The sequence below is a fragment of the Thiothrix unzii genome (assembly GCF_017901175.1).
GTDB lineage: Bacteria > Pseudomonadota > Gammaproteobacteria > Thiotrichales > Thiotrichaceae > Thiothrix > Thiothrix unzii.
In genome coordinates this window covers 3,080,739-3,100,579 of the sequence record NZ_CP072793.1, presented here as the reverse complement: position 1 = coordinate 3,100,579, position 19,841 = coordinate 3,080,739, and the positions used below count along the sequence as shown (strand labels likewise).

Genomic DNA, 19,841 nt, shown 5'->3' with positions numbered 1-19,841 from the left:
AAATCAGACTTTACCCCGCGCCGCGCCAATCACCGCCTGCCCCAACGCAATGCCGCCATCGTTAGTCGGTACGTGTTGGTGTGTTAAGACCCGCACCCCTGCGTCGGTCAATTGCTGATTAATCCCGTTAAACAGCAACGTATTTTGAAACACCCCACCCGATAACGCGACCGCTTGAATGTCGGGATATTCCACACGCAACCGTTGCGCCAACTCAACAATCACGCGGATCAAACCTTGGTGGAAACGCGCCGCAATGGTTGCGCGTTGCGTGCCGTTTTGCAGGTCATGAAGCAGCGCGTACCAGAGCGGAGCGGGGTCGATTTCCCAACAGTCCGCTGCGTTTTTGGCAATGGCGAACGGATAGGGTTGAACGCTATCGGGCGCAGCGGCGGCAAGAGCTTCGAGTTCGATCGCGGCTTGCCCTTCGTAGCTGATATTGGCGCGGCTGCAATCGAGTGCTGCCGCTACCGCATCAAACAGTCGCCCGCAGGAACTGCTTAACGGCGAATTCAAGCCACGCGCCAGCATGGTTTCCAGCGTTGCCAGCGGTTGTTGTTGCAGGAATTGCAGCAACCCCAGATCCGCAAACGATGCGGCTATGTTGTCCCAGCCGAGCGCGTGTAAATGTGCCCAAGTATTGCGCCAAGGTTGCAAAATCGCTTGCGTACCACCGGGCATGGCAACGGGTTTGAAATGCCCGACACGCTGGTAATTGGCGTAATCTGCCAGCAAAAATTCGCCGCCCCACAACGTGCCATCATCGCCGTAACCCAGCCCGTCCAGCACGATACCCAAAACTTGACCACCCGCTAACGACCAGTCGTTATCCGCCATGCAAGCCGCTATGTGGGCGTGGTGATGTTGCACTTCAATCACGGGTAAAGCCTGTTCCCGCGCCCATTGTTGCCCCACTTGAGTGGAGCGGTAGCCGGGGTGTTTATCGACCACAATCGCTTGCGGCTGGTGTTGAAACAAGTCGCGGTAAAGCTGCAAGGTGTGGGTGTATTCGCGCCCGGTGCGTGCGTCCTCAAGATCGCCTAAATGTTGCGAAAGTATCACTTGCCCGTCGCGTACCAGTGCGAAGGTGTTTTTGAGTTCGCCACCCATCGCGAGCAGTGGCGGCACATCCGTAAAGCCCGCCGGTAAATGAATGTGTTCCGGTGCATAACCTCGCGCCCGCCGCAATAAGCGCGACTTACCGCCCAGAATCCGCGCAACAGAATCATCCACGCGGTTAACAATCGGGCGATTGTGTAACAGCAAATAGTCGGCGATGCCCTGCATCCGCTGGCGGGTTTCATCCAAGGTGATGCACTGCGGTTCTTCGCTGAGATTGGCACTGGTCATCACCAGCGGCGTGTCCCACGTTTCGAGCAATAAGGCATGAAGCGGCGTGTAGGGGAGCATGAAGCCGAGGAAGGGAACGGAAGATACCCCGTTTAACCACACCTTTGCTTCCAACAACACAATCGGCGCGTATTTGCTTTGCAACAACGCCGCCTCTGCCTCGCTGACCCGGCAATATTGCCGCACCACCGCTAAATCCCGCGCCATCAACGCCAACGGTTTCTGATAACGGCGTTTACGCTGCCGCAAATTTGCCACCGCCGTTGCATTGCTGGCATCACACACCAAATGCACTCCACCCAAGCCCATTAACGCGAGAATATGCCCTTCGCGCAATAAACGCTGGGCGGTATCAAGGCAATCGCGTTCGCCAGCATCGGCTGAAATCGCTTGCCCCGCCATATCTTCTAGCCACACCTTGGGGCCACACGTCGGACACGCATTCGGTTGCGCATGAAACCGCCGGTCAGCGGGGTCGGTGTATTCGCGCAAACAGTCGGGACATTGCGCAAACCCCGCCATGCTGGTATTCGCACGGTCATAGGGAATGGTGCGCACAATGCTCAAACGCGGCCCGCAATGGGTGCAATTGGTAAATGGGTAACGGTAACGGCGATTGTTTACGTCGAAAATATCCGCACGGCAAGCGGCACACGTCGCCGCATCCGCGACGATACCGGTGTGAATTTCACCGGACTCACTGGCAATAATGCGGAAATCGTGATGCGGGCAAGCGGCTTCCAGCGCGGTAATCTGGAGCCGTTCAATGTGCGCCAGTGGTGGAATATCGGTGCGTAATTGCTGTTGAAAAGCTGCCAGTGCAGATTCACTGCCCCACGCTTCGATCAATACGCCGCTGCTGTCATTGCGCACAGTTCCGGCGATATGGCAAGCCTGCGCCAGCCGCCAGACGTTGGGGCGAAAGCCGACACCTTGGACTAGGCCGGTGATGCGAATGCGTTGGGCGGTCATCATGCTGAATTCCGGTATTGCTTGAAGTTTTCCGCCTGCGCAAAGATTTCCTTGTAAACCTCGTCGCGATCGACTGGCGGGTAGCCGTATTTAGCCAACAGCATAATCAAGTCAACTTTCAGTTCTGCCTTAATGTCTTCGCGCTGGTTCCAGTCGGTGTATTTGCTTTTGTCATCGACCACCGCTTTCACGGCTTGGGCGAGGGTCAGCAGCTTCGCTTCCGGGTAAGTGAAGTCGTATTTGACCGCCAGCCCCTTGAGGATGTCGTAGAATGCCTTTTCCTCAAAGTCGATGCCGAGATCAGCGAAAGATGCCTTTTCGCGTTGCAGGGCGTGGAACAGGTCGATGATTTCATTGGCGAAGTCATCCAGCACGTTGCTGACCAGCACATTTTGTTCGTCGCGCTCGTTGTAGCGGTCAACCAGTGCTTTGAACTGTTTGGAGAAGTCCACGCCCTTGGCGCGGTTGGTCTTCTTGAATTCGGCAATGGCGCGTTCGAGTAGCTGTTGCAGCAGTTTGATTTTGGTGTTGGGCAATTTGATCTTGTCGATCTTGGCGAGGTAGTCGTCCGAGAATAAATCCACCTCAGCGGTAGCATCTTCGCCCAGCTTAAAGATTTCTTCCACGCCATCGCTTTGCAGCGCGTCTTTGATCATTTCGCGTACTTTGGCGTTCATTTGCGCGGTATCCGGGGCGTTGCCACGGGTGAGCTTGAAGACAATGGAGCGCACTGCCAAGTAGAAGTGGATGCGGTCGCGGTCGCTTTGGGTGAAAGCGTCGCTGCCGGAACAGATGTCGTAAGCGGCCTTGAGGCGTTTCACCAGCCCCATGAAACGCTGTTCGAGCTTTTGGGTGAGCTGCACGAATTCGGCGGCAAGATTCAGGTACGTCAATTGTTCAACAGGCGTGCTGTAGAAATATCTTGTGAAATCAGGGCGCACACGTAGGTGCGCCCCTACAATAGAACCGCCATTCCTCGTAGGGGCAGACCTGTGTGTCTGCCCTTTTTCGGTGTCTGATTGAAAAAATGGATAAAACAATTTATCCAGTAAATCCAATTGGTCTTTGACGGCGATAATGGATTGCTGGATTTCCTCAAAGTTGTCTTCGTCACCTTTGGAATACTGCTTGAGGGCTTCGTTCATTTGGCGTTTGATGCCGATGTAATCGACCACCAGCCCCTTGTTTTTGCCTGCAATGGTGCGGTTGACGCGGGAAATGGTCTGGATCAGGCTGTGCCGCTGGATCGGTTTGTCGATGTAGATCGTGTCCAGTTCCGGCACGTCAAAGCCAGTCAGCCACATATCCACCACGATGGCGATTTTGAAATTGGACTTGGCTTCCTTGAACTGGCGGTCGAGTTCCTTGCGGTATTCCTTGGTTCCCAACAGGTCGTACAGGGCTTTGGGGTCATCTTGCCCGCGTGTCATCACCAGTTTTAGGTGTTCGCTGGGCTTTATGTCATTGATTCTTGTAGGGGCAGACCTGCGTGTCTGCCCTTGCCCCAAATCCCCTGATTCCGAAGAAGGGCAGACACGTAGGTCTGCCCCTACAGGTTCACGCACTTCTGCCCATTCGGGACGCAGGGCGATGATTTGCTGGTAGAAATCCCAGGCGATTTCGCGCTTGCTGCACACGAACATGGCTTTGCCCTTGAGGGTTGCGCCTTCCGCCACCCGGTTTTCGTAGTGTGCGACGAAATCAGCCGCGAGTGCCTTGAGGCGGTCGGGGTCGCCGAGGATCGCGCTCATATTGGCGGAGGCTTTTTTGCTTTCCTCAATTTGGTAGTCGCTCGCGCCATCTTCCGCGCATTGCTGGTAGTAGGCTTCGATGTCTTTCAGTTTCTGGTTGTCGAGGATGACTTTGGCGGCGCGGCCTTCGTAGACGATGCGCACGGTGATGTCGTCTTTGACCGATTCGGTCATGGTGTAGCTGTCGACGATACGCCCGAAGACTTCTAGCGTGGCATCCACGGGTGTGCCAGTGAAGCCGACGTAGGTGGCGTTGGGCAGCGAGTCGTGCAGGTATTTGGCGAAACCGAAAGTGCGTTTCACACCCTGTTCGGTAACGCGGACTTTCTGGTCGAGGTTAATCTGGCTGCGGTGCGCCTCATCCGAAATGCAGATGATGTTGTTGCGCTCGGACAGTAGCTCAATGTCTTCGGTGAATTTGTGGATGGTGGTGAGGAACACCCCTCCGCTGGTGCGCCCTTTGAGCAATTCACGCAACTGGGTGCGGCTTTCCACGCTGATAATATTGTCGTCGCCGATGTAGCTTTTGGCTTTGACGAACTGCCCGGAAAGCTGGTCGTCGAGGTCGGTGCGGTCGGTAATCAACACGATAGTGGGGCTGGCGAGTTCCACACTGCGCATCAGTAGGCGGGCAAGGAACAGCATGGTGTAGCTCTTGCCGCAACCCGTCGCGCCGAAATACGTGCCGCCTTTGCCGTCGCCGTGCGGTTTACGGTGTGTGAGGATGTGGGCATACAGCTTAGTGGCGGCGTAATACTGCGGGTAACGGCACACCACTTTTTCTTCTTTGCGGGAAGTGTCCGGCAGGTAGATGAAATTGCGGATTACATCGCGCAGACGGCGTTTGTCGAATAAGCCTTGTATCAGGGTGTGCAGCGATGAAATGCCATCCACCGCCAGATTTTCATCGCCCGTGACCTTGCGCCATGCGTAGAAAAATTCATAGCGGGCGAATAGCGAGCCAACCTTGCTGTTTACTCCGTCGGAAATCACGCACAGCGCGTTGTATTTGAGCAGTTCGGGAATGTCGCGACGGTAGCGGGTGGTGAGCTGCACGTAGGCATCGTGGATGGTGGCGTCCTCACGTACCGCGCTTTTGAACTCGAACACCACCAGCGGCAAGCCGTTGATGTACAGGATCGCGTCGGGAATGCGCTTTTCGTAGCCTTCGATTTCGAGCTGGTTGACCAGTTGGTAGCGGTTTTTGCTGGCACGGTAGCGAGGTTGGAAACCTTCCGCAATCGCCATTTCCTCGCGTAGGGGCGCACCTATGTGTGCGCCCTCTTCTCTTTGTGCCGTTACGTTTGAAGGAGGGCAGACACGTAGGTCTGCCCCTACCAAATCGCTGTAGTCGATGAGCTGGATGTAGAGGTCTTTCTGGCTGCGGTCTTCGCGCTTGAGCAGGAAACCATCGCAGACCAACTTCATTACGGTTTTGTTGCTGTCGTAGAGGTCGGAGGCGGGCAGTGCTTCCAAATGGCGGATGATCTGTTCGATTTCACCAGCGGTAATGCCTTCATGCGCGTAGCGGTTTTGCAGGTAAGCGCGGAGTTCGTCTTGCAGCAGCACGTCCTGCGGGGTGCGGGTCAGGGTGTCACCGCGAACGTGCGGGTAGCCCTGTTCGCCCAGTAGGGTGATGATGGCTTGTTCCAGTTTGGCTTCGGTGAAACGGCTCATAACTTCACCACAATCGGCGGATTACGCACCTGATAACGTTCGTCCAGCAGGCAAGCGTTGATGAATAGGGTCTTGCCGACTTTCTTTTTGCCGTAGCCCTCGTGGATGTGGCCGCTGGCGTGGATGCGCGGTTTGATGCGCTGGATGGCGTGTAGCAAATCTTCGCAGCCAACCCGTTCACCATGCGTGCATAAGTCTAGTATGCCGGACGCGGGGCCGTGGGTAATCAGTACGTCAGTGTCGGCGGGGATTTTGTCCCAGTGTTGGCGGATGTCTGCGCCGCGTTCGCGGTTGAATGCCCAGTCACAGAATTCGGGCTGGATGGGCGAACCCCAGAATTTCACGCCGTCAATTTCGATGCCGGAATCGTTTAGGTAAATGAGGCCGTATTCTTTGAGGATGTATTCGGCGATTTTGCGGCGTTTGTCTTCAAAGCACCAGTCGTGGTTTCCGGCAATCACGATCTTGTGGGTGAATGGCTGCGCTGCCATGAATTCGGCGAAATTCAGCGTGTCGTCCAATGTGCCGCGCCCGGTGAAATCGCCGCAGTGAATCAGCACGTCGCCTGCGTCGATAGCGGGTAAGCGGTCGTGCAGGGAATGGGTGTCGGAGATGAAGGTTAGGTTCATGCAAGCACCACCTTTTCGGAATCAGGGTCATTAAGAGGGCGAACACGCAGGTTCGCCCCTACAACGGCACGATCATCTGTAGGGGCAGACCTATGTGTCTGCCCTCTTCGACACAACGATTCATATAACCGATAGGGAATCATGCCACGGATTCCTCCACCAATTCATCCGCCTCTGGAATCCGCAACTCACCCGACAACAACTTCGGCAACAGCGTATCCCGAAGCTGTGTCAAACTATTGGTTTCATTTTTTAGTGTTGTAATTTTTTCAAAGAAGCCATTGGTTGAATCGTGAAACTGTTGTTTGATTTTCTCGGATTTGGGTAAACACAAATAAAAACTGTCAAAGCAAGCATTTTGAACACGCTGTCTGCCCGAAGAACCAACCATGCTTTGAATACAGTGAGTGCGAAATTTATCGTCACGAGCTAAACATGCAACAAAGGGCATATTTAATCCATTTCGTCCTCGAAGAATAATAAACTCTGTTGAGCCAAAACCTGATTCGCCCTTCTTCAAAAAATCGACTACTCCCGTTTTTCCATTTTCTAAACAAGGCGTAATACGAGCAAGCAATACATCTTTATTCTTAAATTTTGCACCACCTGCATAGGCTTTTCGGCTTACATCATCAATTGCATAGCCTGAAGTCGGCAATGCTTTCATATCAATAAATGGAGCAACTTCACCTTTCTTAAGCTGAACACTAGGATTTACTGTAATCGCTTCACTCACAGAAAGAATCTCCCACCCCTCCGGTATCCACCCCATTTCCTCAGTGAACACAAACGCATTCGGGAACAGCGAGCGGATGTCCTCCGGCAGTGGCTTACGCGCATCACCCAAGGCTTGACGGGCGGCGGCTTTGGCTTCGAGTTCGTCGGGAATGGGATTCCCCGCCGCCAGCGCGTTATCAATCACTGGATCGAAGTCCACGAACCAGCTTTTGAACAGGGCTTGCGCCATTGCTTCCAGCGTGGCATTCATCTGGCGGTTGAGTTCGATTTTGTCGTCGAGAGAGCCGAGGATGTGGGCAATGGCTTTTTGTTCCTGCACTTCTGGACAAAGAATTTCCAGATTTTTGATGCTTTTTAAACTAATTGTTTTCTGAGTTGTACCGACAGCTACACTCTCAATTTGGTGTCTTACTGATGCAGACTGAAGTGTTAAATATAAAAATCGTTCATCTATTTTTGGATTTATAACAACAGTATTTTGACCTAAGCAAAATGGTTCATCAGTAGAAACATAACTGCTAATACCATATGAACCAACTCGACTAAAAACAATATCCCCTTTTTTAGGTTTGTATTTCTTAGTAAATTCGTCAAAGATGCTAAATGTTACTTTAAATGTGTTATTAAGATTTAGGAATCCTGGCCTTATATCTGTTACTCTAACCATTGAATAACCATGATCAGAATAAGATGGGGATTTATGCAATGAATCTATAACTTCAGCAATATCATCAAGACGATATTTTTGCCATTCACTCGCCATTATTCAGCACCTTCCAATGTTGGGGAGGGTGTATTTGCATACGCTCTCTTGCTCCCCCTCCATCTCTGGGATAGGGGGCAGGGGGTGGTCTTTAAATTTCGCATCATCAAGCTGCTTTATGTTGCGCTACATATTCACGTAACACTTGATCCATACGAGTTTGCCAACCTTTGCCCGATGCCTTGAAATACTCTGTCACCTCAGCAGACAAGCGCACTGTGATTCGATCCTTCGTGACATCAGCTTTCGGGCGACCCCGCATTGACACTGGTTTCATCTGCGCCCATTCCTCAGCACTTGTCACCTCATAGGTATCAGGGTCAGCGGCAATCCCAGCCCGAATTTGTGCATCTTCTGCGTCTGTTGGGAAAATAGTCCCTACTTTAAGCTTTGGCATAATCGTTAATCTCCTTCTTGGTTGCTTCTCGCAAACTGATAGCCCGCCAGTTTTCCTCATCGTGTTCTACATACACTAGGCAGTACAACGTCATCCCAATGTAACCGAAACCGATCATCCGCATTTCACCGTAAGCAAAGCGAGTATCTTCACGCGCAATAAATGTGTCCCACTCCATCCGTTTAGCCTCATTCAACGAAATGTGGTGGCTACGGATATTGAGTGCATCTTTTTTCGGATCACAGGTTACGTTCATGTGGGAAATCCTTATTTTTATTTATTGTATGTACAAAAAATTAAGCTGTCAAATTGGTCATTCCCCATACCCCAGCACCGCCAAATTCTTGCGAATCACCGCATCCAACGTTTCCGCCTGCTGCATTTGCAGGTAAAGCGTGCGCGTCAGTTCTTCCATCTTGGTTTCAAACGCGATGCCGTCGTCTTCGATTTCCGCCGCGCCCACATAACGCCCCGGTGTCAGCACGTAGTCATTGGCGCGAATATCTGCCAATGTTGCCGATTTGCAGAACCCTGGCATATCCATGTAGGGGCGGACCTGCGTGTCCGCCCTCTTTTCGGTGATGCCGGAGTTACCTGAATTGGCGGAAGGGCAGACACGCAGGTCTGCCCCTACACCGCGCCAAGCGTGATAGGTGCAGGCAATCGCGGCGATGTCGTCGCTGGTCAATTCTTTGTGGGTGCGGTCGACCATCGAACCCCTGTTGCGGGCATCAATGAACAGCGTTTCACCCCGACGGTCACGGAACTGCTGTACTCCCTCTCCCTCAGGGAGAGGGCTGGGGTGAGGGTTCTTGTTTCTGCTGAGAAACCACAAACACACCGGAATCTGCGTGGTGTAAAACAACTGCCCCGGCAATGCGATCATGCAATCGACCAAATCGTTTTCGATAATCTTCTTGCGGATTTCGCCTTCCGAGTTGGTATTTGTCGACATCGAGCCATTTGCCATCACAAAGCCCGCTATCCCGTTGGCGGAGAGCTTAGCAATCATGTGCAGAATCCACGCATAGTTGGCGTTGCCCGTGGGTGGCACTTCGTAGCCTGCCCAGCGTGGGTCGCTGGTCAGTTCATCCGCACCGCGCCAGTCTTTCAGGTTGAAAGGCGGGTTAGCCATAATGAAATCGGCTTTGAGTTCGGGATGCTGATCCTTGAAAAAGGTATCGGCTGGCACATCGCCCAAGTTCCCGGCAATGCCCCGGATGGCGAGGTTCATTTTCGCCAACTTATAGGTGGTGCTGGTGTTTTCCTGCCCGTAAATCGAAATGTCTTTTTGATTGCCGTGATGGCTTTGCACAAATTTGACCGACTGCACGAACATCCCGCCCGAACCGCAGCACGGGTCGTAAATTTTGCCCTTGTACGGCTCAATCATTTCCGCAATCAGGTTGACCACGCACTTGGGCGTATAGAATTCGCCGCCGCCTTTGCCTTCTGATGCGGCAAACTTGCCGAGGAAATATTCATACACCCGCCCGACCACATCGTTTTCCTTGTCGTGGGTGGTGTCGATATTGCTGATGGTGTCGATCAACGCAGCCAGTTTGCTGGAGTCGAGGCCAAGGCGCGAAAAGTAATTGTCCGGCAATGCGCCTTTCAACGCCTTATTGTGCTTTTCCAGCGTCGCCAACGCAGTGTCGATCTTGAGGGCAATATCGGGCTGTTTGGCGTAGGTTTGGATGTAAAGCCAGCGGGCAGCTTCGGGCAGGTAAAACACGTTTTTCATGGTGTAAAACTCCACCATGTCAAGATAGGCTTCCTTGCCTTCGTCGATCAACTCCTGTTCACGCTCGGTGAATTTGTCGCTGGCGAATTTCAGGAAAATCAGGCTGAGAATAACGTGCTTGTATTCGGAAGATTCCACCGTGCCGCGTAATTTATTGGCGGTGTCCCACAGGGATTCTTCAAAACCTTTGCCGGATGGTTTGCTGGTCGGGGTTAGTGCCATGATTTGCCTTTTGCGCGGAAATTTTAAGGTGCATATACCTTCAGCAAATGCGCGGTAACTGCTCTCCGGGCAGCATATCAACAATCCGTTCCCCACCGAAAGCGGTTTGCAAGATCACATGCCCGTCGCCTTCCAGCACTTCGCCGATAATGCGGCTATCACGGCCTTCGGGGATGCGTTGCATCGCTACCAACACCGCTTGCGCCGCTGCTGCGGGAACTACCGCTACCAGCTTGCCCTCATTCGCCAGGTACAACGGATCAAGGCCGAGGATTTCGCACATGCCGCGCACCGGAGTACGAATCGGCAATGCTGTTTCTTTCAGCACAATATCGACACCGGAACGTTCCGCAAATTCATTCAGCACCGTCGCCAAACCGCCACGGGTTGCATCGCGCAAGCAATGGATGTCAGCGCAAGCGGCAAACATCGCTTCCACCAACGCATTCAATGGAGCGCAATCGGTTTCAATATCCGCCTCCAACGCCAAATCGCCCCGCGCATTCAGGATTGCCGCGCCATGATCGCCCAACCAGCCGTTGACGATCACCGCATCGCCCACTTGCGCACCGCCAGCGGACGGGTTGAAACCTGCGGGAATCACGCCCACGCCAGCGGTATTGATAAACAGCTTATCCGCGCCGCCGCGTTGTACGACTTTGGTATCACCTGTGACGATTTGCACACCTGCTTCATCTGCCGCCAAGCGCATCGCTTGCAAAATACGTGCGAAGGTTTCCAGCGGCAAACCTTCTTCGATGATGAAACCGCAACTCAGGTACAGCGGGATTGCGCCCCCGACTGCCAGATCGTTAACCGTGCCATTGATGGCGAGTGTGCCGATATTGCCACCGGGGAATTCCAGTGGGGTAACGACGTAAGAATCAGTGGTGAATGCCAGCCGGTCGCCTTGCGCAACCAATTCTGCTAGTGGGATGCGGGCTTGATCTTCGCCTTCTTCCAGCAGTGGATTGCTGAAGGTGCTGCGGATTAGGTCATCGACCAGTTGGTGCATGGCGCGTCCGCCGCTGCCGTGGGCGAGGGTGATTGTGCCGGTAAGATTCATGCGGTTTCCTTGCATTTCGCCAGCTTGCCGTAAGCGTAATACGCCGCACACGAACCCTCCGGTGACACCATCAATGCCCCTAGCGGATTTTGCGGGTTACAGGCTTTTCCAAACGCGGGGCAATCCCACGGTTTTATCACCCCGCGCAATACATCCGCGCATTTGAGGTGTTCGGGGTCGTGCGTACTCGCCGTCGCTTGCAGCTTAAACTTCTTCTCCGCATCGTAAGCTGCATACGCTTCCCGAATCTGGATTCCCGCATCACCAATATTGCCCAAGCCGCGAAATTCGCTGTGTTCCCGCGTTTCGTAAACCTCGGCAATTGCTTTCAACCCCGCGACATTGCCCGCCTCCGGCACAATCCGCGCATATTGGTTTTCGACTTCGCAACGCCCTTCGGCAAACTGTTTCACCAGCATCCACAAGGCTTGCAAAATATCCAGCGGCTCAAAGCCGGTAATCACCAGCGGCTTGTGGTAATCGCGGGTCACGAAGTCATAGGGGTGCGCGCCGATCACCATGCTGACGTGTCCGGGTGCAAGGAACCCATCCAGCCGCAAATCGGGGTCGGTGAGGATTGCCCGCATTGTCGCAGGCGTGGTGATGTGGTTGCAGAACAGCGAAAAGTTTTTCAGCCCTTCGCGGTGTGCCTGCAACAAAGTCAGTGCGGTGCTGGGCATGGTAGTTTCAAAGCCAAGCGCGAAAAACACCACTTCACGGTCTGGGTGTTGGCGGGCAAGGGTGAGCGCGTCCAATGGCGAATACACCATACGCACATCGCAGCCATCCGCTTTGGCTTGCAACAGGCTTTTGCGCGTCCCGGGAACACGCATCGCATCGCCAAAGGTGGTGAAAATTACGCCGGGTTGTTCCGCAATCGCCACGCAATCATCCACCCGCGCCATTGGCAATACGCACACCGGGCAGCCGGGGCCGTGCACCATTTCAATGTCAGCGGGCAACATCGACTCAATGCCGTACTTGAACAGGGTGTGGGTGTGTCCGCCGCAGAATTCCATGATTTGCAACGGCATCTCGCGTTCGCCACGGGCAATGGCTGCGAGGCGGTTGATTTCCGCTACCAAGGTTTTGGCTTTGCTGGGGTCACGGAATTCATCGACGTATTTCATGCGCTTTGACCTGGTAACTCGTCCTGTTGCATGTCGCTCAATTCTGCTAACAATGCCAAGGTGCGTGCGGCTTCGTCCTCGTCCAAGCGGCTCATGGCGAAACCGACATGCACCAACACCCAGTCGCCGACGCAACTTTCCGCCGGATGTTCGTCATCCACAATGCAGGCAATGCTCACCGAACGCTGCACCCCGCCAATCTCCACGATGGCGAGGTAACATTCCGCGTCCAGCAAACCAACAATACGACCGGGGATACCAAGGCACATGCTGCACCCTCCTTAAAGGCATTAACTGGCGAGCAACAACCACGCGCCCACGGCACTCATGCCCGCCCCGAATAAGCGCAGCACCCACAGTTGCGCACTACGCACGCTCAACGAGCCAATACCCACACCCGCTAAATGCAGCAAGCCGGTACTCAGCAAGAAACCCAGCAAATACATCGCTATCGCACCACCTGCGGGGGCTTCCACCCCATGCGCGTTACCGTGGAACAAAGCAAATGCGGCAATCAAACCTAAAGCAGGCATTGCCCCCAAGCGCGAGAAACCAATGACCAACAGACCCATGACCACCACCGACAAGGCAATGCCCGGTTCAAGCAGCGGTAACGTTACACCGCCAATACCAAGGGTTGCGCCGATTAGCATTGCTGCCATAAACGCCGCAGCACCCGCCCACCACTGGCGCGGCATTGCCGTCGCTGACCACATACCCACCGCCAGCATTGCCAGCAAATGATCCAAACCGCCAAGTGGGTGCGCCATACCACTGGCGAAACCGTGTACATCATGCCCGGTGTGTGCCAGTGCGGAAGTACTGGCGAGCATCAGGCTTACTGTCATCCAAGTGCGTTTCATGGTTGTTCTCCTATTACGGATAAAAGTTAGCTAAAACTCAGGTCAACCGTCAGCGGGTCAGGCATCGCCTCAAATGCCCCTTGCACATCATCAGCCGTCACACCCTCTGGCAAACCCAATTTGAGATGCGCGTAAAACATCAGTTCACTCGACATCGGGGCAGCACGCTGTTCGCTTTCCAACTCTTCGATATTCACATTGAGTGCAGCAAGCAGGCGGGTAATGTCATGGATAATACCGGGGCGGTCATGGCCTAACAGTTCCAGCGACAACGGTGTGATAGCGCGAGTGGTCGGGGTTTCACAATGCTGGAGCAGGATTTGCAGACCGTCCTGTTGTAATGCTTGCAGCGTTTGGGTCAGTGCGGCGAGTTGCTCTTGCGGTAGGGTCACGTGGGCAAGCCCGGCGAATTGCCCCGCCAGATGCACCATCCGGCTTTCCTGCCAGTTACCCTGATGGGCGGCGACAGCTTCGGCAATGGATTTGACCAGACCAGCACGGTCAGAGCCAAGGACAGTGAGGACAAGCGATGATTGCATGATAGCTCCTGTTGCGGTTGTTATGGTGAGATTGTAGCAGTTTTGCGTAGCGCAAAACGTGGTATAGGTCATGGTTGTTGATGTTGGGTAGGGACGAACAGTGTTGCGTCGCTGAGATAGATCAGCCTCTAGAGAAGCATAATCGGGGTTTGTGCTTGTAATTGTCTCAGAAATAAGTAATCTCATCCGTACAACGAATCCTCCACAAAGAAACCGGATGCGCCGACCCAAAGTTTTCATCAGCCACAGTACCTCACCAGCAAATAAGCCTTTTCTGGATCAAGTCTATGCCGCATTAAAACAACATGATGGGGGAAACAGCTTTGACGTGTTTCTTGACCGTAAGGAAATCACTACGGGTGAAGAGTGGCATCAGAAAATCCTCAAAAACCTTTGCACCTGTGATGCCGTTGTAATCCTGCTCTCGAAAAAAGCACTGGCTTCGCACTGGGTAAAGCAAGAAGCCGCATTTTCTGCGATGCGCAGGTACGGCGACCTTGCGTTAAAGCTGGTGGTGGTGACATTGGACAAAGTTACTGCCCAACAAATTCAGGCTTGTCCTTATCTGGGCGGCGTTGCCCGGTTACACGATATTCAGTTCCAGCCCAAACACAAAACGCCGGAAGAAATCATTGAGGAGCTAGCTGATTTAACCATCAGACCCTATTCCCCATTGGGTGATTTGCTGCTCAAAATGAGCGAAACGCTGGAGTACATCAAGCCCGCCACACTGGAGCGTGCTATCAGGCTTCTGGACTGCAATTGTGTTGCCACACTCAACTGGAATACTCATCTTGCCCACACATTGGCACTTTCGGTTGCCAGTGAACAGTACAAGGCACTAGAAAACCTGTCAGCTTTGATGAAAGGCATTGGTCAGTCGTAGGGCAAGAGAAAGCCCGTACTCTGCTGCATATGGTCAGGCATTTGTGGGTGAGTTCTGATGCTGCCGCTCATCTTTCTAATGCACATACCCAGCGGATACCGATTACCGTCAACGGTTTTAACCCAGAAGATTTTACTGCGGGGAGTTTTGCAGATAGAGCTTGGGGCAAAGGCAATCACTGGCTTGTACCTGTTGGTCATTGCCGTGATATGGGGGCGATTGAAGAGGCAATGCGGCAAAGTGTCGGCCTGCGAACCATGCCCCTGCGCTACAAAGATAAACTGCTGAAAACTATTTCTGAACCCATTTTACTGGTTTTTCCTGCGCCTGATGAGGTTGCACCCGACATTGATCTTTTGCCTGACGAAAATTTGCTGAAAGACATCATGGGGAAATACCCGACGACAGTCATTTTTATTCCAGTTGGAGAAACTTCTCCCGATTGCAGACCAGATTTGCAACCCATTGAACCCGCCTTGGATGTGGCAATGGAAGATGAGCAGTACTTGAACTACTGTAAAGTGAAGCAATACATCGAGAGCATGTAACGGACTAAAGCCATGAACAACATACTGAAAGATTTTAAATTCCCTGAAACCAATGTCTGGCTAGGCAACCCGGAGACTGGGACGCCGCCGTATGTGCTATCCGAGGAGATCAAAATCGCCCTAAAAGTTGCTTTGGTGACAAACCGCCCTTTATTGGTTTCCGGCCTACCGGGTAGCGGTAAGACTACATTGGCAAAGGTGGTTGCTGAATCCCAAGGTTGGAGTTACCTGAAACATACATTGACCTCTCGTAGCCGTTTGGAAGATTTGACGGGTGAAGTAGATCAGTTGCAACGCCTGCATGATGCCCATACTGCCATATCAAACGAAAACGCACTGATGCCTGATTGGGCATATCTGAAACCGGGGTTATTTTGGTGGGGATTTGATCCCATTTCTGCACAACTCAAGGGGCGTGAACCAGAAGAATTTGAGGAACAAGTAGAGAATGGCATCAAACAAACGACTCCTCCGAAAACACTGCAAAATAACGCCGCTGGTATCGTTATTCTGTTGGATGAAATCGACAAAGCAGAACCTGATTTGCCTAATGATTTATTGGAACCATTGGATCGACGTATTTTCCAGTTACCGGATGGCACAGAAATCAAGGCCACTGATGACTTGCACATGTTAGTAGTGATTACGACCAATGGCGAACGTGATTTGCCACCTGCATTCCTTCGTCGTTGTATCCATCTGGAATTGCAAAGCCCGGATTCGGAAGCCTTGCAGCAGATTGCAGATTTTCATTTCAAGACAGAGGAATGCACATATAAACAAGCCCTTTTTGCAGCTGTCGCTGAGAAATTCAGTGATTTGGTAAAAGTAGCCAAAGGCACAAGTCGCCGTCCACCAGGCACGAGTGAATATCTGGATGCCGTGCGTGCCTGTCTGGAACTTGGTATTACTCCTGAAAACGAAATCTGGCAGCAGGTTGAGCAAGCCACCTTGAAGAAACAACCCAAGCAGGCAGAGGATGCATAATGACAACCCGGCGGGCTGAAATCGGTTTGGCGGATTGGGTGCGGGTTTTGGCAGAACTGCCTGCGATCACGGATTCAGAGCGTGCGTTGGTTGCACGCTGTTTAGGCTTACAAACGGACAAAGTGGAAAACACATATAATGACCAACCGACACGGGGCGCGTGGCAGCGTAATGCACGTAAGCCAGAAGTTCGTACAGACACACCTACCGATAAACCAACTTCTGCACCCGCTACAGAATCACGGCCTGAATTGCCGGATGAAATATTACCCATTCGTATAGAAAAGCTACCGAATACCTTAGAAGCGGGACTTGCGCCTCCTTTGCCAGCAGAAATTGCCAACCAAGAGCCACTGGAGCTTGGCGCATCCAATCACCCACCTGTGCCGCGCCTTTCCTTGTTTCCGCAGCGCACGGTGCGGGGTTTGTTGGCAGCAAGTGTTGCCCAACCTTCAGGCGGGTATGATTTGGACATGCCACGGCTGATTCGGGCTTCTGTACAATGCCAACCCTTACGAAGTTTACCGTTACTGCCACGTTTCAGTACCCAACAGGGTTGCCAATTGTTACTGGATTTCAGCGAAGCATTAGTGCCGTGGTGGGACGACATGCGCGATCTGATCCAGCAATTTCATGCTGTGTTAGGGGAAACCGCTTGCCCAGTGTATGAGTTCACCGACAATCCACGCCACGCAGTCCGTTGGACAGAAACAGGTGAACAACCTTGGCAAGCAATTGCTGGGAAGCCCGTGGTGATTGCCTCTGATTTGGGACAAGTTCGCACCATCCGCCATGAAGTGCGCCCCGGTTTATCCGTCTGGCGTGATTTTGCCTTGCACTGCCGCCGCTGGCAGATTCCCGTGATTGTGTTGACACCATTGGGGCATAAGCGTTGCCCCAAAGAATTGGCACATCTTATGTCCATTATCGACTGGAATTCACAAACCCGCGCTTCTGATGTCAAACGCCTGATCAACCATAAGCAAGGCATACGGCTATGAGTTGGTTGCAACCTACCCTCGAAGATGAGCAAGACATTCAGCAATTACGGGAAGTGCAACCTGAACTTTATGCGTATGCACAAGTACTGGCCTTGGCTTTGCGGATAGATTCACGGTTGTTGCGTAACCTCCGCCTGTACTTTCTCCCCAAAAGCAACGTGGAATTGGAAACCGAACTCTGGTTTTCATCGTTAATCCATACCCGGAATGTACAGGCAGCAACGATGTACTCTGGTATCGCCCGTGCTTTGTGTGATGCTTTGAAAAATGAGAATTTGGATCGCTTTGCATCAGCCAAAACCGAGATTGGCAAACTGACACATCACTGGCCTGAAACCGATCGAATTGAACAGGAAATGCGTTGGGCTGTGCTAGAAGGTAATGAGCAGACTTTAAAAAATAACGTGCAACGTATTTTGAAGGCTGTAACACTGGCAGAGGGGGATATTGAAAAACGTGAGTTGGCACGTTGGGTGAAAGGCGCATTACCCGTGTTGGCAGACATAGAGAAAGTTGATAGAGAGCAACAATGGTTATTGCAGTACGTAATTGCAGCATTGGGGGCATCTGTCACATGGCAGACAAAAGATGCTGAGTTGCAACCAATGCCTGAAGTCTTAATAAAGGCTTTACCCAAAGGAAAGTCACAGAAAGTAGGATTACGAATGCGTCCAGGAGTGTTGGAAGTGTTAAATCCGAATGAGAATTTAAAAGTAATTGAGCTTTCCATGCCATTACCAACTACTGTAATGCTTGAATTTAATGCTAAACCCTCTAATTTGGAGAGCGGGGGGGGATTAGCAAAACTGATTATGGACAAGTTTCAAAAATAAGGCAATGGGAATTATTCTGGCCAGGACGAGTAATTTATATCCCCAAACACATATCAAGCTTAAATCTACAAACATTGCAAGGTGATAAATTTAATATTATGATCAAAAAAGAAATTACCAACAACTCTAACATCAATGTACTTGTATCGTATTCATGGAGTGTTGAACGCGATATAGGTATCGTTGATGAACTCGAAAAACACTGCCAGTCACGCAATATTCATCTGTTGCGTGATAACAATCAAATCAAACACGGTGAATTGATCCAACAGTTTATGGATAAGTTAACAGGAGGTGAACATGTCATTACCGTATTCAGCAAATCTTATTTCCAAGCACATTGGTGCATGTATGAATTGCTAAAGATATGGCAAAGAGGCGACTTCCATAATCGTATCCATCCCATCATCGTCGATGACTGTGATTTACAGGATGTCGCTTACCGGATTTCTGTCGTTGATCATTGGGTTGTCGAGCATGAGAAAATCAGGGAGCTTCTGAAAGGTCGCGATCTCGCTCTGTTTGTTGAAGAGTTCAAGAAAGCCAACATGCTCCGCGACATCAGCCAGAATGCGAATCAACTGATGAATTTCGCGGCGGGCAGACTCACCACGCCGTTGGAACAACTCAAAGCAAGCAATTATGCTCAGTTACTTGATCCAATCAATTCTCTACACAAAACATCTTCCTCTTATACCTCCCATGCCCAATCCGATCAAAATTTTATGCTTGAAGTCAAGGCGAGAATGCAAGAGGAACTAGATAAATCCAATCTCTTGCGAGAAGCAATTGTCAGACAATTCAGAGTCGATAGCAGCATAGATATCAAAACACTTGTCAACATCCTAGTCGACCGTTGTGAAAACAGTTTGGACGAACTACTACGGGATGATATGCATATTGCTATTGATGAAAAATTACATGAGTTGTCATTTCGATTCGATATTGAATCTTCTTGGATAGTAAAGGAGTTCCAGCAACTAATCAGTAGTGCTGATATGCTATTTTCTTGTTTAGTCCTATATGCAGTGCGTGAACAGTGGATGGTAGATTACTTTCAGCGATACAATTTAACAGTTTCAAGTTTATATCAAATGCCATTTAACTCGGAGAGTATAGTGGAAATTATTACTTCGCGTTATTTGCAAAGAATACCGCGTTTTAAATTCAATAATACAAAAACCGAAATCACAGGTGAAGATGCTGTTACTGCATGGGTGACGTATTTTGATATTGTAACTGATATTCTACAAAAAGTTTGGATTCAGGTATTTCCGACAGATCGCCCGGAAAAACTGAATGAAAGGCGTTTAGGGGCACAAATAAAAGCTCGTCATAAACGTAAAAGTATAAAGAAAAACAACTATTATGTGGTTATCCCAGATGACCCTACTCATCCTCTGATAGATACGGGAATACGTGAAGAACTGATGCGGCGTCTTCCAGAGTTGCCACTAATTTTCCTGAAATCTTCTAACCAAGAAAATGCTTTGGTGATCCCAGAATCTGAGGAGTTGGCATCACTAATCTTCGACTTTTACCTGATGTTAGATAAATACACTCCTTATTCTTCCCCCGATCTAAAAACTTAAAGTACGATATATTTACCTCAAGACATTCAACTAGCAACCAAACAGTGACAGCCCAAGTCAGAACCACACCAAAACTACTGCACTGAGTGCGGGAATGCGCTCGTTTAAGCGCGTTCGACTTAGCGAAAAAGTTGCCGGTCAAACCTAAAAAAA

At 51.3% G+C, this 19,841-nt stretch carries 18 protein-coding genes; 6 read left to right on the top strand and 12 right to left on the bottom strand.

Going from position 1 to position 19,841, the window contains the following annotated elements:
- Nucleotides 1-3: 3 nt before the first annotated feature.
- From hypF to J9260_RS15440, 12 genes are all read right to left on the bottom strand, one after another.
- A complete protein-coding gene (gene hypF, locus J9260_RS15495) occupies nt 4-2,325 on the bottom strand; it encodes a carbamoyltransferase HypF (RefSeq protein WP_246499478.1) in 2,322 nt (773 codons plus the stop codon).
- Entirely contained in the window at nt 2,322-5,750 is a 3,429-nt protein-coding gene (locus J9260_RS15490) for a type I restriction endonuclease subunit R (RefSeq protein ID WP_210218616.1), read from the bottom strand. Before J9260_RS15490 ends, hypF begins: the two co-directional genes overlap by 4 nt.
- Nucleotides 5,747-6,379, bottom strand: coding sequence for a metallophosphatase domain-containing protein (locus J9260_RS15485; protein ID WP_210218615.1), 633 nt, complete (start codon nt 6,377-6,379; stop codon nt 5,747-5,749). Before J9260_RS15485 ends, J9260_RS15490 begins: the two co-directional genes overlap by 4 nt.
- 139 nt (nt 6,380-6,518) lie before the next feature.
- Nucleotides 6,519-7,880, bottom strand: a complete 1,362-nt coding sequence (locus tag J9260_RS15480; RefSeq protein WP_210218614.1) for a restriction endonuclease subunit S — start codon at nt 7,878-7,880, stop codon at nt 6,519-6,521.
- Between the two features lie 106 nt (nt 7,881-7,986).
- The gene (locus J9260_RS15475) at nt 7,987-8,277 is read right to left on the bottom strand and encodes a BrnA antitoxin family protein (RefSeq protein ID WP_210218613.1); all 291 of its coding nucleotides are present in this window, start codon (nt 8,275-8,277) and stop codon (nt 7,987-7,989) included.
- Entirely contained in the window at nt 8,264-8,533 is a 270-nt protein-coding gene (locus tag J9260_RS15470; RefSeq protein WP_210218612.1) for a BrnT family toxin, read from the bottom strand. The genes J9260_RS15475 and J9260_RS15470 overlap by 14 nt, the downstream gene beginning before the upstream one ends.
- Before the next feature lie 57 nt (nt 8,534-8,590).
- Nucleotides 8,591-10,243 carry a type I restriction-modification system subunit M gene (locus J9260_RS15465; protein ID WP_210218611.1) on the bottom strand — a complete coding sequence of 551 codons (1,653 nt, stop codon included), beginning with the start codon at nt 10,241-10,243 and terminating at the stop codon, nt 8,591-8,593.
- Between the two features lie 40 nt (nt 10,244-10,283).
- Entirely contained in the window at nt 10,284-11,309 is a 1,026-nt protein-coding gene (hypE, locus tag J9260_RS15460) for a hydrogenase expression/formation protein HypE (RefSeq protein ID WP_210218610.1), read from the bottom strand.
- Nucleotides 11,306-12,439, bottom strand: a complete 1,134-nt coding sequence (gene hypD / locus J9260_RS15455; RefSeq protein ID WP_210218609.1) for a hydrogenase formation protein HypD — start codon at nt 12,437-12,439, stop codon at nt 11,306-11,308. Before hypD ends, hypE begins: the two co-directional genes overlap by 4 nt.
- Nucleotides 12,436-12,708, bottom strand: coding sequence for a HypC/HybG/HupF family hydrogenase formation chaperone (locus J9260_RS15450; RefSeq protein WP_210218608.1), 273 nt, complete (start codon nt 12,706-12,708; stop codon nt 12,436-12,438). Before J9260_RS15450 ends, hypD begins: the two co-directional genes overlap by 4 nt.
- Before the next feature lie 21 nt (nt 12,709-12,729).
- Nucleotides 12,730-13,302, bottom strand: a complete 573-nt coding sequence (locus J9260_RS15445) for a HupE/UreJ family protein (protein WP_210218607.1) — start codon at nt 13,300-13,302, stop codon at nt 12,730-12,732.
- A 26-nt stretch (nt 13,303-13,328) separates the two neighbouring features.
- Nucleotides 13,329-13,841: a glycine cleavage system transcriptional repressor gene (locus J9260_RS15440; RefSeq protein ID WP_210218606.1), complete on the bottom strand. Its 513-nt coding sequence runs from the start codon at nt 13,839-13,841 to the stop codon at nt 13,329-13,331.
- Between the two features lie 217 nt (nt 13,842-14,058).
- Here J9260_RS15440 and J9260_RS15435 point away from each other — a divergent pair, with 217 nt between their 5' ends.
- The 6 genes from J9260_RS15435 to J9260_RS15410 all read left to right on the top strand — a co-directional run bounded on the left by J9260_RS15435 (nt 14,059) and on the right by J9260_RS15410 (nt 19,688).
- On the top strand, nt 14,059-14,727 hold the full coding sequence (locus J9260_RS15435) for a toll/interleukin-1 receptor domain-containing protein (RefSeq protein WP_210218605.1): 669 nt from the start codon (nt 14,059-14,061) through the stop codon (nt 14,725-14,727).
- Nucleotides 14,728-14,774: 47 nt separating this feature from the next.
- Nucleotides 14,775-15,275 (top strand): hypothetical protein, encoded by a 501-nt coding sequence (locus J9260_RS15430; RefSeq protein WP_210218604.1) that lies wholly within the window; start codon nt 14,775-14,777, stop codon nt 15,273-15,275.
- Between the two features lie 12 nt (nt 15,276-15,287).
- Complete coding sequence (locus J9260_RS15425; RefSeq protein ID WP_210218603.1) at nt 15,288-16,262, top strand: AAA family ATPase; 975 nt, start codon at nt 15,288-15,290, stop codon at nt 16,260-16,262.
- Entirely contained in the window at nt 16,262-17,263 is a 1,002-nt protein-coding gene (locus tag J9260_RS15420) for a hypothetical protein (RefSeq protein WP_210218602.1), read from the top strand. Before J9260_RS15425 ends, J9260_RS15420 begins: the two co-directional genes overlap by 1 nt.
- A complete protein-coding gene (locus J9260_RS15415) occupies nt 17,260-18,096 on the top strand; it encodes a hypothetical protein (protein WP_210218601.1) in 837 nt (278 codons plus the stop codon). Before J9260_RS15420 ends, J9260_RS15415 begins: the two co-directional genes overlap by 4 nt.
- Nucleotides 18,097-18,194: 98 nt before the next feature.
- A complete protein-coding gene (locus tag J9260_RS15410) occupies nt 18,195-19,688 on the top strand; it encodes a toll/interleukin-1 receptor domain-containing protein (RefSeq protein ID WP_210218600.1) in 1,494 nt (497 codons plus the stop codon).
- Nucleotides 19,689-19,841: the final 153 nt, after the last annotated feature.